Origin of the sequence: Aureibaculum koreense (assembly GCF_034296135.1) — a bacterium.
Classification (GTDB): domain Bacteria; phylum Bacteroidota; class Bacteroidia; order Flavobacteriales; family Flavobacteriaceae; genus Aureibaculum.
Genome location: NZ_JAXKVV010000009.1, coordinates 25,050 through 41,482, shown reverse-complemented (window position 1 = coordinate 41,482; position 16,433 = coordinate 25,050). Strand labels below are relative to the sequence as shown.

At 33.1% G+C, this 16,433-nt stretch carries 13 protein-coding genes; 4 read left to right on the top strand and 9 right to left on the bottom strand.

Translation table 11 applies throughout. The features are described from left to right. Positions 1 to 72: 72 nt before the first annotated feature. Together UMM65_RS09840 and UMM65_RS09835 are read right to left on the bottom strand one after the other, a co-directional pair. Positions 73 to 2,742, bottom strand: coding sequence for a DNA gyrase/topoisomerase IV subunit A (locus tag UMM65_RS09840; RefSeq protein ID WP_321976340.1), 2,670 nt, complete (start codon positions 2,740 to 2,742; stop codon positions 73 to 75). Then, positions 2,742 to 4,598: a DNA topoisomerase IV subunit B gene (locus UMM65_RS09835; RefSeq protein ID WP_321976339.1), complete on the bottom strand. Its 1,857-nt coding sequence runs from the start codon at positions 4,596 to 4,598 to the stop codon at positions 2,742 to 2,744. Before UMM65_RS09835 ends, UMM65_RS09840 begins: the two co-directional genes overlap by 1 nt. Before the next feature lie 228 nt (positions 4,599 to 4,826). Between UMM65_RS09835 and UMM65_RS09830 the strand changes: the two genes are divergently transcribed. The 4 genes from UMM65_RS09830 to UMM65_RS09815 all read left to right on the top strand — a co-directional run bounded on the left by UMM65_RS09830 (position 4,827) and on the right by UMM65_RS09815 (position 10,493). Next, positions 4,827 to 5,609 (top strand): CDP-alcohol phosphatidyltransferase family protein, encoded by a 783-nt coding sequence (locus UMM65_RS09830; protein WP_321976435.1) that lies wholly within the window; start codon positions 4,827 to 4,829, stop codon positions 5,607 to 5,609. 263 nt (positions 5,610 to 5,872) lie between these two features. Continuing rightward, positions 5,873 to 9,163 (top strand): T9SS type B sorting domain-containing protein, encoded by a 3,291-nt coding sequence (locus tag UMM65_RS09825; protein ID WP_321976338.1) that lies wholly within the window; start codon positions 5,873 to 5,875, stop codon positions 9,161 to 9,163. A gap of 22 nt (positions 9,164 to 9,185) precedes the next feature. Then, positions 9,186 to 10,148, top strand: a complete 963-nt coding sequence (locus UMM65_RS09820; protein WP_321976337.1) for a PorP/SprF family type IX secretion system membrane protein — start codon at positions 9,186 to 9,188, stop codon at positions 10,146 to 10,148. A gap of 21 nt (positions 10,149 to 10,169) precedes the next feature. Beyond that, positions 10,170 to 10,493, top strand: coding sequence for a hypothetical protein (locus UMM65_RS09815; protein WP_321976336.1), 324 nt, complete (start codon positions 10,170 to 10,172; stop codon positions 10,491 to 10,493). 37 nt (positions 10,494 to 10,530) lie between these two features. Here the strand turns inward: UMM65_RS09815 and UMM65_RS09810 are convergent, their stop codons facing one another. The 7 genes from UMM65_RS09810 to nusB form a co-directional block, all read right to left on the bottom strand. Next, positions 10,531 to 11,238, bottom strand: a complete 708-nt coding sequence (locus UMM65_RS09810; protein WP_321976335.1) for a response regulator transcription factor — start codon at positions 11,236 to 11,238, stop codon at positions 10,531 to 10,533. A gap of 10 nt (positions 11,239 to 11,248) precedes the next feature. Beyond that, a complete protein-coding gene (locus UMM65_RS09805) occupies positions 11,249 to 12,817 on the bottom strand; it encodes a sensor histidine kinase (RefSeq protein ID WP_321976334.1) in 1,569 nt (522 codons plus the stop codon). 91 nt (positions 12,818 to 12,908) lie between these two features. Then, entirely contained in the window at positions 12,909 to 13,502 is a 594-nt protein-coding gene (gene coaE / locus UMM65_RS09800; protein WP_321976333.1) for a dephospho-CoA kinase, read from the bottom strand. Further along, positions 13,499 to 14,467 carry a YbbR-like domain-containing protein gene (locus UMM65_RS09795; RefSeq protein ID WP_321976332.1) on the bottom strand — a complete coding sequence of 323 codons (969 nt, stop codon included), beginning with the start codon at positions 14,465 to 14,467 and terminating at the stop codon, positions 13,499 to 13,501. Before UMM65_RS09795 ends, coaE begins: the two co-directional genes overlap by 4 nt. 71 nt (positions 14,468 to 14,538) lie before the next feature. After that, the gene (yajC, locus tag UMM65_RS09790; protein ID WP_321976331.1) at positions 14,539 to 14,853 is read right to left on the bottom strand and encodes a preprotein translocase subunit YajC; all 315 of its coding nucleotides are present in this window, start codon (positions 14,851 to 14,853) and stop codon (positions 14,539 to 14,541) included. A 12-nt stretch (positions 14,854 to 14,865) separates the two neighbouring features. Then, positions 14,866 to 15,327, bottom strand: a complete 462-nt coding sequence (locus tag UMM65_RS09785; RefSeq protein WP_321976330.1) for a DUF1573 domain-containing protein — start codon at positions 15,325 to 15,327, stop codon at positions 14,866 to 14,868. A gap of 121 nt (positions 15,328 to 15,448) precedes the next feature. After that, entirely contained in the window at positions 15,449 to 16,390 is a 942-nt protein-coding gene (nusB, locus tag UMM65_RS09780; protein ID WP_321976329.1) for a transcription antitermination factor NusB, read from the bottom strand. Between the last annotated feature and the right edge of the window lie 43 nt (positions 16,391 to 16,433).

The following is a 16,433-nucleotide window of genomic DNA, read 5'->3' as shown; positions in this document are numbered from 1 at the left end:
CTAACGGTCTAAACCGTCAACATAAAGTTATTTGAATTATAAAAAAGGTTGAAAATTTCGATTATTCACCGTCTAAAACAATTTTATTTGTCCGTCTTTATCAAGGTTGTCATCATCATCATCATCATTTGAGTCTTTCTTGATATCTTTATTGGGTGTTTCTTTTTCGTTGAGACCTGATTCTTCGTCATTGTTTTCATCACTAACTTCTTCCTCTTCAACCACCTCAACTTGATTTACTTCAGGTTCTTCATACGGCAAAGGATCTAATAAATTTATCTGTTTTATTTTGTCTGTAGTTAATTGATTTCCAACCGCTTTAATTCCTTTTACCGCAATAAATTCTTCAAAATTTATGATTTCGTTTTCCAACGATCTTTTTGAGAAAACAATCTCTGCCATAGGTCTAAAATCCGTAGCGACGATCTCCAATTGCGATTTTGGGTGTTCAGTAATAAAAATTTCCTCTTTATTGGGATTGTCTATCATAAAACGCTTAACGAAATAACGTTCTTTTTCACCATCGTAATGGATGGCCGAAATAGGTTTGTTCGGTATCCATTTTTCCAGCACTATCATATCGTCGTCAAAATGCGTGGAAAGTTCAGGAATAATGGTTTTTATAGTTCCTGATTGGGTAATGATCAGCAAGCGGTCTTCTGCGGTAAATTCACCCAATAGGTCGCCTCTTCCTTCAACATTAAGGCGTTGTACTGTGTCGTCAAACCATATTTTACGCGGTTTTAATGTTGAAATGCCTCTTTCTTTCAGTTCTATCTTTTTAACAGCATGTTTGGTAACAGTATTTCCCTTACTTCCACGACCTTTAATGGCCAAATCAGCAAAATCGATTTCCCACTTTAATTTTTTGATATTACCCAATGCCCTTAAATAAACCATAACCACTTCGGCTTCTCCATTAGGATTAGCGGAAAAGTACAATACTTTGGAGTTTTTACTGCCCGCGGTTAAATCGTACTCTTTATCCCTCGTAATGCTGGTAACAGCAAAACGTTTCATGTATGTAGGTCCGGATTTCCCATCACGATAAATCATGTTGTAAATGGTACGTTTGTCTTTTTTCTTAAAGACGGCAATATGTATAATGTTTTTACCTACAAAGGCTTTTGAATCTATTTTGGAAACCATCATTCTGCCATCTTCCAAAAAGACGATAATATCATCAATATCAGAGCAATCCGCTACAAACTCTTCCCTTCGCAGCGATGTGCCAAAGAAACCTTCCTTTCGATTAACGTACAATTTGGCATTTTTCATTGCCACTTTGGTCGCCACAATATCTTCAAAAATTCTAATTTCTGTTTTTCGGTCTTTGTCCTTACCGTATTTTTCTTTTAAATTTTTAAAATAATCAATGGCAAATTCAATTAAATTGGCTAAATGGTGTTTTACTTCAGCAATTTTTTCTTCCAGACTCTCAATATGTTGTTTAGCTTTGTCAATATCGAATTTTGATATTTTTTTGATACGGATTTCTGTTAAACGTACTATGTCTTCTTCGGTTACGGCTCTTTTTAAATTTTTGGTAAAAGGCTTTAAACCTTTGTCAATAGCTGAAATTACGCCTTCCCAAGTTTCTTCTTCTTCTATATCACGATAAATTCTGTTCTCTATAAAAATACGCTCTAACGAAGCAAAATGCCACTGTTCTTCCAGTTCGCTAAGTTGTATTTCGAGTTCTTGTTTTAACAAAGCTACGGTGTGGTCTGTCGATTTCCGAAGCATTTCGTTAACTCCAATAAAAATAGGTTTGTTGTCCTCAATTACACAGCATAATGGGGAAATGGACATTTCACAGTTGGTGAACGCATATAAAGCATCAATGGTTTTGTCTGGAGAAACGCCATTGGGCAAATGCACTAGTATTTCAACTTCGGCAGCAGTGTTGTCCTCTATTTTTTTAATTTTTATTTTACCTTTATCATTGGCTTTAAGAATAGAATCTATTAAAGATGAGGTTGTAGTTCCGTAAGGTATTTCATTAACAACCAGTGTGTTTTTGTCATATTGAGAAATTTTAGCACGTACCCTAACCTTACCACCGCGTTTACCATCGTTGTAATTGGTAACATCGGCAATTCCACCTGTTAAAAAATCAGGGAAAAGTTTAAAACTCCTGCCTTTTAAGTGCTTTATGGAAGCATCTATAAGTTCATTGAAATTATGCGGTAGTATTTTAGTTGAAAGACCAACGGCAATTCCTTCTGCACCTTGTGCCAACAATAAAGGGAATTTTACCGGTAAATCAATAGGTTCTTTCCTTCTTCCGTCATAAGAAGCCTGCCATTCGGTTGTTTTTGGATTAAAAACTACTTCCAATGCAAACTTCGACAGTCGGGCTTCAATATACCTGGATGCTGCCGCACTATCCCCCGTGAGGATATTTCCCCAGTTACCCTGCATATCTATCAGCAGTTCTTTTTGGCCGAGTTGCACCATGGCATCGGCAATACTTGCGTCGCCGTGCGGATGGTATTGCATGGTATGACCAACTAAATTGGCAACCTTGTTATAACGACCATCGTCCAAATCTTTCATGGACTGCATAATACGACGTTGTACGGGTTTTAGCCCATCGTCAATAGCGGGAACGGCACGTTCCAAAATAACATAAGAGGCATAGTCCAAAAACCAGTCTTTGTACATACCGGTTACCTTGGTTATGGTCTCTTCTGTGTGGTTTTCGGAATTATTTTCAGGTTGGTTTTCTTCTTCTTGCATTATACTTCCTCAACTAAATCAAGTTCAACTTTTAGGTTATTAATGATAAATTTTTGTCGGTCGGGTGTGTTTTTGCCCATATAAAAAGTCAACAATTGTTCTATAGACATTTCTTTATCCAACATTACTGGGTCTAAGCGAATGCTATCACCAATAAAATTGGCAAATTCATCAGGCGAAATTTCCCCCAATCCTTTAAACCTTGTAATTTCTGGCTTTCCTCTCAGTTTACTTATGGCTTCTTGTTTTTCGGTCTCGGAATAGCAATAAAAGGTTTCTTTTTTATCCCTCACCCTGAAAAGAGGCGTATCTAAAATATACAAATGCCCTTCTTTAATCAATTCAGGAAAAAATTGAAGAAAGAATGTGATCAACAACAATCTAATGTGCATTCCGTCAACATCGGCATCTGTGGCAATTACTATGTTGTTGTAACGAAGGTTTTCAATGCCATCTTCAATATTCAATGCGGCTTGAAGCAAATTGAATTCCTCGTTTTCGTAAACGATTTTTTTGCTCATTCCAAAGGAGTTCAACGGTTTTCCCCGTAAGCTAAATACCGCTTGGGTGTTGACATCACGTGATTTTGTGATAGAACCACTAGCCGAATCGCCCTCGGTAATAAACAACGTGCTGTCCAATCGATTTTCTTTTTTCATATCTCCCAAGTGGACACGGCAATCGCGTAATTTCTTGTTGTGAAGATTTGCTTTTTTTGCCCGGTCTCTAGCTAATTTTCTAATTCCAGATAAATCCTTGCGTTCGCGTTCAGCTTGTAGGATTTTCTTTTGCATTTGTTCGGCAGTATTCGGATTTTTATGCAGGTAATTGTCAAGGTTACGCTTTACAAAATCAAGAATAAAAGTTCTTACCGTTGGCAGGTTACCGCCCATTTCCGTTGAGCCCAATTTAGTTTTGGTCTGGCTTTCAAAAACAGGCTCCATTACTTTAACGCTAATGGCGGAAACTACTGATTTTCTAACATCCGAAGCTTCATAGTTTTTGCCAAAAAATTCCCTAACCGTTTTTACCAAGGCCTCCCTGAATGCGTTTTGGTGCGTACCGCCTTGCGTGGTATGTTGTCCGTTTACAAATGAGTGGAACTCTTCACTATATTGTGATTTGCTATGAGTTAGGGCAACTTCTATATCTTCGCCCTTGAGGTGTATGATGGGGTAGGCCATATCTTCCTCAGAAATGTTTTCATCTAATAAATCTTTTAATCCATTTTCTGAAAAATATTTTTCCCCATTAAAAACTATTGTCAACCCTGGATTAAGGTAGACATAATTTTTAATCATTTTTATAATATACTCGTTTCTATACTTGTAATTGGTAAAAATGGTCTCGTCAGGTGTAAAACTTACTTTGGTGCCTTTTCTCAATGAAGAACTTTGAACTTTATCGTCATTGGTTAAATTTCCTTGCTCAAATTCTGCTATTTTGGTTTTGTCGTCCCTAACGGATTGTACCTTGAAATGGGAGGACAGAGCGTTTACAGCTTTTGTGCCCACACCATTTAATCCTACAGACTTTTTAAATGCTCGGGAATCATATTTACCGCCCGTATTCATCTTTGAAACCACGTCAACCACCTTGCCAAGTGGAATGCCTCGCCCATAATCCCTAACGGTAACGGTTTTGTCCCTTACCGAAATTTCAATGGTTTTGCCAGCACCCATCACATATTCGTCAATAGAATTGTCAATCACCTCTTTGATAAGGATGTAGATACCATCATCGGGAGAAGAACCATCACCCAACTTACCGATATACATACCTGGACGCATACGGATATGCTCTTTCCAGTCTAACGACCTAATATTATCTTCGGTATATTTGGTTTGTTCTGACATTAAATTGCTTGAAATTTTGTGTGTTTGCTAAAGTAACAAATCACTTTAAAATATAAAACTGTATCAATATATTTTATTAACATAGTTATGACTATTCAGTTGGCAGTGTTAAGTGTTCAGTTAGCAGTAGTTTCTTTTGTCTGTCTTTGGTCTTCCGACAATTTTGAATCTTAAATCTTAAATCTCAAATGTTTTTAACTAAATTTGCTATTCTAAAAACCAAATCCTATCAAAAAGCATATTCCTAATATTATTACCTTGTTAAATTTATTGTCGGGCGTAATTGCGGTAATGTTTGCTGCAAATAACGACTTGGTAACGGCTGCAATTTTTGTCTGTATTGGAATATTTTTTGACTTTTTTGATGGATTAGTAGCAAGGCTGTTAAATGTTCAAAGTGAGTTGGGGTTACAGCTAGATTCGTTAGCAGATGTGGTTACCAGTGGTGTAGTACCCGGAATTGTTATGTTTCAGTTGATGTTAAGTTCTATCAATGAAAATTCTTTTCAATCTTCTTTTTTTGAGAAAATTACCACAGTAGAAAATACGGAAACGATGATTTGGGTTGGTTTTAAGTTTCAACCAATTCAATTATTACCATTTATTGGATTGTTACTAACCTTAGCAGCCGCATATCGATTGGCAAAATTTAATTTAGATGAGCGACAAACATCTTCTTTTATTGGGTTGCCAACCCCTGCAATGGCATTGTTCGTTTTAAGTTTGCCTGTAATTTTGGCTTACAGCAATAATGATGTTGCTATTAATTTAATTTCAAATCCGTATTTTTTAATAGCGGTTACTTTGATTTTTAGTTTTTTAATGAATGCCGAGATTCCACTTTTTTCATTAAAATTTAAAAATTTCACGTTAAAAAATAATTTTATAGAAATATTATTTTTAATTATTTCCATTATACTAACCGTATTTCTTAAAACTATTGCAATTCCTTTAATTATAATCAGTTATGTTGTTTTATCTGCAGTAAAAGTTGTAGCTTCTAAAAAATAATACACTTCCACATTTTTCTTACCAAATCACTATTAGTTTTATTATTAAAACTCCATATAACATTAGTTTACAAACTTCCTGAACTTTTTTCTTAAAACAATTCAATTACACGACATTATGATGTTAAATTGGTTTTAAGCACTTATTCTAAAATAACAGAAAAAAGCTTTGAGGTAGGAAATTTTGATTATTAGTTGTTATGTATATACTAAAAGAAGCAAACATGCGTTTAACCTTATAATTTCGCTAAATACTTATACAATATGAAACCAACCCAGACTAATCAAAAGTGTAATTTTATCTATATCACACTTTTACTTTTATTAGCATTATTAATTTTCCCGTTATTATCAAATGCCCAAACTACCATTCCTTTTGAGAAAAGATTTGAAAGCACTGGTATAAATGGTGAATTAACCATAATTGGTAATTCAATTCTAGGCGAAACTAGTAATCAACCATATAATGGAACTGACCGTAACAATGATATTGAAATGGTTTTTGTAGATATTGATGGAGATGCTTCAACTTTTAATTCCAGTAGTGCCAATTTTACAACAGGCTCTTGTAATAGAGTGGTGTATGCAGGTTTATATTGGGGTGCAGTGTCAGCACCCTCTGATCCAGCTCCAAATGTTATTAAATTTAAAATTCCTGGAGGCAGTTATCAAACATTAACAGCAGATATTACAAATTCATCACTCAGAGAGGATTTAGGTTTAATTTATTACAAAGATGTTACATCAATTGTAACTTCAATTACTAACCCTAATGGTGATTATTATGTAGCGGATTTAAGCACAAATGAAGGTACTAATAATGCAGCAGGTTGGTCTTTGGTTATTGTATATGAGGATCCGTCCGAACCAAGAAAATACATTAGTACATTTGACGGATTGTCTTATGTAAACGATGCTCCATATGAGACGGTTGATTTTAGCTATTCAGGATTTACAACACCACCTTCAGGACCTGTTGAGGGAAAAGTTGGAGTTGCAGCTTTAGAAGGTGATTTAGGGTTGTACGGTGATCAAATGCAATTTAAAGCAGACGGAAAGCCTGGTTTTACAGCACTTTATGACCCAGCCAACGATGTAGATAACTTCTTTAGCAGTAATATAACTCATGATGGAGCTATTGTAACCAACAGAAATTTAAATAGTACAAACACATTGGGTTGGGATCAAAAAATATTGGACATTACTCCTTTAAATGGAGGTAATTCACTAATAGGAAATGGAGAGACCGGAGCCACCGTACGTGTAACAAATACCACCGGAGGTGATCACATCTTCACCTTTTTAAATACATTTTCAATCAATATTATTGAACCTGTTTTACAGGTCCTTACTAGTGTTGAAGATACGTCTAACAATCCTATAACTTATAACTCACCTGTACCATTAGGTGCAACCGTTTGGTACAATATTAATTTTAAAAACATTGGTACAGATGATGCTACAAACACTGTTGTAACCAATACATTGCCAATAAATGTAACCTTAGATGATACTACATTCGAATTTTTGGATGCATCAGGTACTCCATTGGCCCCCGGTTTGATTACATATACATTTAATGCTGCCACAAGACAAATAACGTTTACTATTGATGATACGTTAGTCTTAAAGAATAGTGCTTCAGATTCATATAATATAAGATATCAAGTAACTGCTTCTGATAATTGTTTTGATTATACAGATGCTTGTACTAATCTATTACAAAATACAATCAGCTCTTCCTATGGAGGTGTTACTTCTGGCGAAAATGTTTCAGATCAACCAGGTTTAATTGGCATCAATGGTTGTGGGTTACCTAATGTGGGTTCCATGGATTTATTTGTTGATACGAGTTCTTGTCAATTTGATAGTACTGAACAATATTGTAATAACAACTTAACAATTTCTGGTCACGACGGATATAACCTTTACGAATGGGTTGACCAGGATAATAATGACTTAGGAACTGGTCAGACTATTACGGTTACCGGTCCAGGTATTTATACTGTAACACAAACCAAAACAGGTTGTACCGTTACTACTAGAACTATTACTGTACTTGGTTTGGATGTAACATTTACACCTTCAGATGCGTTGTGTAAAGATAGTGCTGACGGAAAAGTTAATATTACTGTTGTAGATGATGCAGCTACTTTTACTTATGAGTTGTCTCAAGGAGGTTCGGTAATTGCTACTCAAGGGCCAACCGCTTCAAAATCACACGACTTTACCGGTTTAGACATTGGTACTTATTCAGTAAAAGTTACGAATACTGATGGTTGTTTTGACGTACAACAATTTACAATTGGAGAGCCAACTTTATTACAAGCTACCAATAGTGTTTTAGATAATATTATGCCTTGTAACGGTAATGTTTTAAGTGGAAGAATAGAGGCTACCGGAACTGGAGGTACAGCTCCTTACCAATACAGTATTAATAACGGAACAACCTATCAGGATTCAAATATTTTTGAAGTTACTACTGAAGGTAATCATACCATTACCGTAAGAGATGCGAACGGTTGTACTACAACTACGGTTGCCAATATCGATTTTGACCAAGAAATTGAATATGCTGTTGAAAAAGTAGATGTTGTTTGTTATGGAGGAAGTGATGGATCTATTAACATCAATGTGAGTCAGAATAGTGCGGGTAATACGTTGTCATATAGTATAGATGGAGGTACAACTTTCCAATCATCGTCCAGTTTTACAGGATTGACAAGTGGTGATTACCAAATTATAATCCGCAAAGTAAAAGGTGTAAATACATGTGAAACTATAGAATCGGTATCCATAGATCAATTAACATTTTTAGAATTAACAGCTGATGCAGGATTCAAATGTGAAGGATCTGAAAATCAAATTATTGCAAATGTAGCGGCACAATATCAAAATGAAGTTGAATATAGTTTAAACGGTGGGTCTTATCAATCTTCAAATGTATTTGAAAATGTACCCAATGGAGAACATACCGTTAGAGTTAGAAATACCAGTACTGGTTGTACAGATGAGCCTGTTGTAGTAAATGTAGAAGCTTATACACCGGTAAGTCTTGATATTCAGAATACGAATTCTTTAGTAGAGTACGTAGTCAATGCTTCTAATGGTGAGCCAGAATATCAATATGCAATGCTTAAAAATACGGATAAACTTATATCACCAGATGTTAATGAAAGTGATTTTGGAAGTAATAATGTATTTTCAGTAAGCGGAGCAGGTTTCTACACATTCTATGTTAAAGACAATAAAGGATGTATAGTTTCAGAAATTATTGAAGTTAAAGATATTGAAATTCCAAATTTCTTCACACCAGATGGAGATGGTATAAACGATACTTGGTATCCTAGAAATATTGAAATATATCCGGACATAACCGTAAAAATATTTGATAGATATCAACGATTAATTACCGAATATAAAGGAACTCAACAATCTTGGAACGGAGTTTATAAGGGTAAACTATTACCATCAGGTGATTATTGGTATATCATCAAATTAAATGCACCGAATGACAAAAGAGAGTTTAAAGGCAACTTTACTTTATATAGATAACATTAAAAAACTAGTCAACCCAATGAAAAAATATATATCTATCATATTATTTGCCTTTACTTTTCTGGCAAATGCACAAGAGTTAAAATTATCACCATATTCACAGTATTTGGTTGAGAATACCTTTGTAATCTCTCCAGCCTATGCAGGTATTGACGACGTACATAAGTTACGCTTAAGTGGCGTGGCTCAATGGTTGGGCGTCAAAAACGCACCATTAACGCAACAGCTGTCTTATGATACCAGAATAAATGAAAATACAGGTATAGGAGTTATTTTATATAACGACCGCAACGGTAACACCAAACAAATGGGAGCACAGTTATCTTATGCGTATCACTTAACTTTATCTCAGGCTGATGATGAATATTTATCATTAGGACTGTCTTATAAATTCAATCATTTTAAAATAGACACAGATAAATTTGATGACGGTACGGGTACAGGCCATAACGACCCTAACGTGGGTGCAAGCCAATCTACTGCAAATCATAATTTTGAAGTAGGAGGGTTGTATAGAATTAAAAATTATTTTGTCGGCATTAACGCATCGAATATTCTGAACAAAACAACAAAAATATTCGACAATTCAGAACCTGTTAAATTAAGAAACTATTATTTATATACGGGCTACACATTTTTAAGTGATAATGACGAATATGAATATGAACCATCTTTATTCTTTAAATATTTTGAAGGAGATGGACGTTCCGTTTCAGATATTAACTTTAAAGCAAGAAAATTAACAGATGATGGTTATTATTGGGCAGGTATTAACACCAGGTTCTTAAACGACCAAAGTTTTAAGCCACTTTCTGTTTCTCCTTTATTGGGAATGAAAAAAGATAAAATGTATTTAGGTTTGGGCTATCAATTTAATATTAACGAGTCCGTACAACTAGGATCATACGGAACACCATTATTGGTATTGGGTTACGATTTTGATAGCGGCAGGTATAACACGAGCTGGAGTTCTAGAAAATAATAAAATTAAAAATTCACTATAATGAAAAATATAAGAATTATTACGATGTTACTTTGTTTTGGGTATTTTGGATTGCAAAATAGCAATGCACAATCTGAAAACAAAGAAGAAGATAGAGTGTATAAAGTGCAAATGCTTGAAGTTCCCGAGAGTGTAAAAGAAACACTCAAAAGCTATTCAGGATACAAAATTTCAAAAGATGTGAGCTATAAATTGAGTCCTTCTAAAAGGAGTAAGGCCGATAAAATTTACAGATTCAAAATTGAAAGGAAAACTTATCCCTATATATTACTTGTCAATGAAAAGGGCAAAGTAATGGGAATAGAATCAGAAGAAGGAAAATAAAAATTAGGGACAACTCGCGAGTTGTCCCTAATTTTTATTATTGATTATTCTCTCCAACTATCAATCGAAAACCTTCACCGTGAATATTTATGATTTCAACATTGGGGTCGGGTTTTAAATATTTACGGAGTTTGGCGATATATACATCCATACTTCTTGAAGTAAAATAATTGTCGTCTCTCCAAATTTTAGTTAATGCTAATTCTCTGGGCATTAAATCATTAAGATGAATAGCCAACATTTTTAGCAACTTATTTTCTTTTGGAGAAAGTTTTCTCGGTTCACCGCCATCAAAAGATAAATGTCTTAGCTTAGAATTTAAGAAAAATTTACCGATTTGAAATTTGTGCTTTTCATCATCGGCACTCATATCAATTTCTTTACGTTGCAAAATCGCTTTGATTTTGTGCAACAAAACTTCTGAATCAAAAGGTTTGTTCAAATAATCATCCGCACCGGATTCGTACCCTTTTAAAACATCTTCTTTCATGGTTTTTGCCGTTAAAAAAACAATGGGAACATCCGTATTTGTTGTTCTTATGTCTTTAGCTAAAGAAAAACCATCTTTTCTGGGCATCATAACGTCCAAAATACAAAGATCGAACTCATCGTTCTTGAACATAATCAAACCTTCTAGCCCATCCTTTGCATGGGTAACGGAATAATCGTTCAACATAAGATAATCTTTCAATACTGTGCCGAAATTTGGATCATCTTCAACTAATAATATTTTTTTATTTGCCATAATTTTAAAATTAAATTAACGGTAATTTTATTGTAAATGTGCTTCCTTTTCCTTTTTCGCTTGCAACATATACATTACCATGGTGGTGTTCAACTATTTTTTTTACGTAAGACAAGCCTAGGCCGTGCCCTTTTACATCGTGTATATTAACTTTTTGCTCTCTATAAAACTTATCGAATACATGTTTTTGGACATTCTTGTTCATGCCAATTCCTTGGTCTTTAACATGTAAAATTATATAATTACCTGCATTTTCAGTATAAATGTCAATTTTAGGTGGTTCATTGGTATATTTTATTGCATTATCCAAAATATTGGTAATTACATTTGTAAAATGAAATTTATTGACCATAACCTCACTTTGCAAAGCCTCTAAATGCAAATTAATATAACCACCTTTGTCTTTTATAATCAATTCAACATGTGTAATTGCTTCTTCAACTATGTCGTGCAAATCATTAACTCCTTGCGTAATATCTAATTGATTTTTTTCTAACCTTGAAATTCGCAATACATTCTCCACCTGACCGTGCATTCGTTTATTCTCTTCACGGATCATTTCCGTATAACGTAACACCTTTTCTTTATCATTGATTATTTTAGGGTTTTTAATAGCATCTAAAGCTAAATTTATAGTTGCAATAGGTGTTTTAAACTCATGCGTCATGTTGTTAATAAAATCGGTTTTAATTGCCGAAATCTGCTTTTGCTTAATTAATTGGTAAATGGCACTTCCAAAAGCCAACATAATCACCAAGATGAAAATAGCTGCCAAAACCAAAATATTAGTAATTGAAGCTAAAATATATTCATTTTTTGATGGAAAAGTAACACGTAATTCATAATCACTATCCCCATCATTATCAATAAATAAAGGTACGCTATAACTTTTCCCCTTTATGCTTTTAAATTTCGATGACTTTACCTTAGTAGCCAAACCATCACCAAATACTCCGAATTCGAACTTAATATCAACCCCTCTATCCCTTAATTCATTTTCTAGATTTAATGAAATTTCATTTGTTCCAATTCTATCATATATAGGTTGTCGGGGAGCTAAATCTTTAAAAATATCTTCGTATTGTATAGCTTCCAATCTTGTCATTCTACCAACTTCATAAATCCGCTGTTCAGGTGTTTGTTCTTTAAAATCGTTTAAATTTAAATTGTCGATTTTGGTGATTTTTTCTTCTTTTTCACCAAAAAAGGTTTTAAACGTTAAAGAATCGCTTTCAAAAAGTGGTACACTCGATTTGTTATCATTTTCTAAAATACTTTTTCTGAATGAAAAAACTTCGTTTTTAGCGGTATCAACCTGTTGGAAAATAAATTCTTTTTTCGTTGTATCACCTATTCTGGATGCACTATCAATTACTGGTTTAAATTTTCTATAATAATCACTGATTTCCCTTTCTTGAATGTTCTCGGAAACTTTAGCCAAAGCAAATTTCACATCATTTGTAAATTGCTTCTTACGAATATCAATAGAGTAGTTTATCCAATAAATTTGTACAGCTATGATGCCTATTAAAGCAATACTCATTAGTATAATAAGTAGTACAAATACCCGTTTGCTCATTCTAACAAATTTAACTTATCTATTTAAGATTTAGTATTGATTTAACTAAGATTAACTAAAAGCGTAATTATTTAACAGTTTTTTAAGAAATCTATCTGTTTTTTGAAATTTTTAACAGTTTTTGATGAATGCTTTTAACCTGCTTTTTAGTTTCCGATAAATCTATATTTTCAATTACAAAATCGGCTAACTTGTTTTTCTTTTCTTCATCCCATTGGTTATTGATTCTGGCCAATACTTGTTCCTTTGAAGTGTTATCTCTTGTTATGACTCTATTAATCCTTACATCTAGGGGTGCGGTTACGGAAATTATATAATCAAATTCATCAGCTTTATTATTTTCAAAAATAATTGCATTTTCTTGAATACTATAGGGAGCGTGTTGTAGTTTTAACCATTTAGAAAAGTGTTTGGAAACTTTTGGATGAATAATGCTATTTATTATTTTTAGCTTTTCTTTATCGTTAAAAACCAGATGAGCTAAATATTGTCTATTTAATTCTCCGTTAATATAAGCAACGGCACCAAAAGCTTCGATCAGTTTTTTCTGAATACTTTTTGAGGTATCCATTAACTTTCTAGCTTCAACATCAGCAACATAGACTGGGATGCCTAATTCTCTGAAGAATTTGGCGACAGTAGTTTTGCCACTACCAATACCGCCTGTAAGACCTACTTTTATCATTCTTTTATTAAATAATCTATTTGATTCGGAACTATTCTGATATCAGAAATATAAGATGGTTTTAACACCACTTCAGGTATTAAATAATTTAGTCCATCTTTTACCGACCGTTCATAATCGCAAGTTATCTTAAAATCGTTCTTATTTATTTTATTATAATCTGATATACCAACTTGAAAAATAATTTCAACTTGATTTGGAAAAGTATTAATGCTGTAATTTTCCGGTAGATTTTCGATAGTTATTGGTACTGTAAATCTCGCTTCTGTAAATTTTTCTACTTTACCGCTAACTTTAATTTCATTTACCGAGTAAGTCACCTTCGATTTTTTTTCTAATTGCATTAATGGAACGGTAACTTCAAAATCTGTGTTTACATCCTGTAATATTTCTTTTTTAGATTCAACTTCAACTATGGAATCTATTAAAATTTCAGGACCGGATATTGTAACTTCGCTAGGTTCTATTTTTAAATCTCCAAACAAATTATAACCAGATTGGTATTCTATTTCTAAATTGGTTTTTATACCAACTGTTTTTGTAATTCCCTGACCTATATTATAAAATAAAGTGTCAGGTTTTATAGCATAAACTTCTACATCTGATAGTAATTGGCTTTTAATTTCCGATAACAGGTCTTCCGAACGCTGATAATAAATATTCTTATTTTTTTGTTTTATGGATTCTAGATCAACCTTTACCTTTCTTTTAAAAAGATGGTATTTTATCAGGTTAAAACCATGTGTTTTTAACGTTATGTTTGCTGTTTTTAGCGGTTCTTTTTGTAGTATTTTACCTTCTGGCAAGTTTATATACTCTACGTTAACCGGTACAACGTCAATATATTCTTTTGATAGTTTTATCAATATCCAAAACAAAAAGGACAATAATAAAAAGCCCAATATCATTTTCGTTTTTTTCGCGTTTTTTATTTTTACGGGCGTTTTATTTTTTTTTGCCATCATTAATAAATGTAAACAAAAAAGTGAGTTTTAACAAAATAAAACCCACTCTTAAAAAAAATGTATAAAAAAGTTTATTTCTTAGTGGCGGGAGTTAAATATTTTTTGCTTAGTTCCATTGAAATTGCGGTACGTTCAAATTTAATTTTACCGGCTCCTGTCTCAATTACACAGGCATCGTCGGTCAAATCTACTATTTTACCGTGGATACCGCTAGTGGTAATCACTTTTGTGCCTTTTTTTATTTCTGATTGGAATTTTTTCTCGTTTTTTGCCCTTTTCATTTGTGGTCTTATCATAAAAAGATAAATAACCAATAACATTGCGGGTATTAATATAAAATTCCCCATTCCACCACCACCGGCTTGTAATACTATAATTGAATACATAAATAACTTGTTTTAACTTGCTGTTTGTTTTGGTGTTACGTTTGCTTTTATAACAACAGTTTCTTTACCTTTTGAAGTATTTGTTGTTAACGTAACCACTTTATTTTGTTGATTTGGTTTACCTGACGAATCAAATTTCACCTTAATAGATCCTGTTCCGCCAACAGGTATAGGTTCTTTTGGATAATCTGGTACTGTACAACCACATGTACTTGTGGCATTTGAAATAATAAGTGCTGATTTTCCTGTGTTTTTAAAATCGAAAGTAGTTTCAACTACATCACCTTCATTGATGGTGCCAAAATCATATTCAGTTTTAGAAAATGTAATTTCCGACGCACCCTCCGTCATTTTATAATCACGTTGTTTGGCTATTTCCAGATTTTCTTGTTTAATTTTTGAAGTCGTATTTTCTTTACATGAAATCAGAGAAAATACCGCTAATACTGTTATTAATTTTACTTGTAATCTCATAATTTTAGTTTTATTTTTTGTCATTGCGAGAAACAATATTTTAATTATATGGACACAAAAATTGTGTCTTAATTTGATATATTCTACCAAGTTCCTCAACGTGTGTAAAATTAAGAAATTTTCACAATAATCCTCTTCCTATTTTTTTGATTTTATCATCTGCCGAGTACTCCTTTAATAACTTATCTAAAACACCATTAATAAAAAAGCTGCTTTTAGTGGTAGAATAGTCTTTGGCAATCTCTATATACTCATTTATAGTTACCCTAGTTGGTATTGATGGGAAATAGATTAACTCCGTTAAGGCCATTTTCATAAGTATAAAATCCACTTCCGCAATTCTGTCTGTATCCCAATTTGGTGTTTTAGCATCAATATCGTCCATAAATTCATGATGGTGCAATACTGTTTTCTTAAACAACGCTACTCCAAACTCTTCATCATCCTTGTTTTTATATAATGAATTTTTATCAAAACTTGAATTGGCGGTAATTTTCTTTAAATTTTTAAGAATCCATGTGTTTACGAATGGAATATCATCTACCCAAGTTATCAGTTGGCTCTCGTAATAATCAAATAGCTTATCGTTAGGTGCAATTACGTTTTTATAAAGTTCGCTAATAAAGTTTAAATCTCCTTTGGGCGAAGTATGCTCTGAACTTTTTATAAAATCAGCATAAATATGGCTTTCTCTAATAGCGTCCCAAATTAATCTGACATATTCACTGTCTTCTTTCCAATTTTTTAATTTTTGGTTTTTAATATAATTTTGCAATGAGACATTATTTTTCAATCCCAATAAAAAAGGGTGATCTATAAATTTTCTGTTCGGATTTTTATCTTCTGAAGTAGCTAAATATTTCTTTTTGCCAATTTCCTGATGCTTTTCTGCTAAATTTCTTACCTCTGCAAGTAAACTTAATTGAAGTACATACAAATCGTAAATCTTGTTGATGCTATAGTTCAAGAATTTTTGTTCTTTAACTATATCATCACTTTTAGATTGCAATAAAGCATATACAGATTGCATTACTTTAATTCTCAGGTGTCTCCTGTTTAGCATACCTTTCGCATTTTATAAGTCAAAGAACTTAGAATTTGTACTA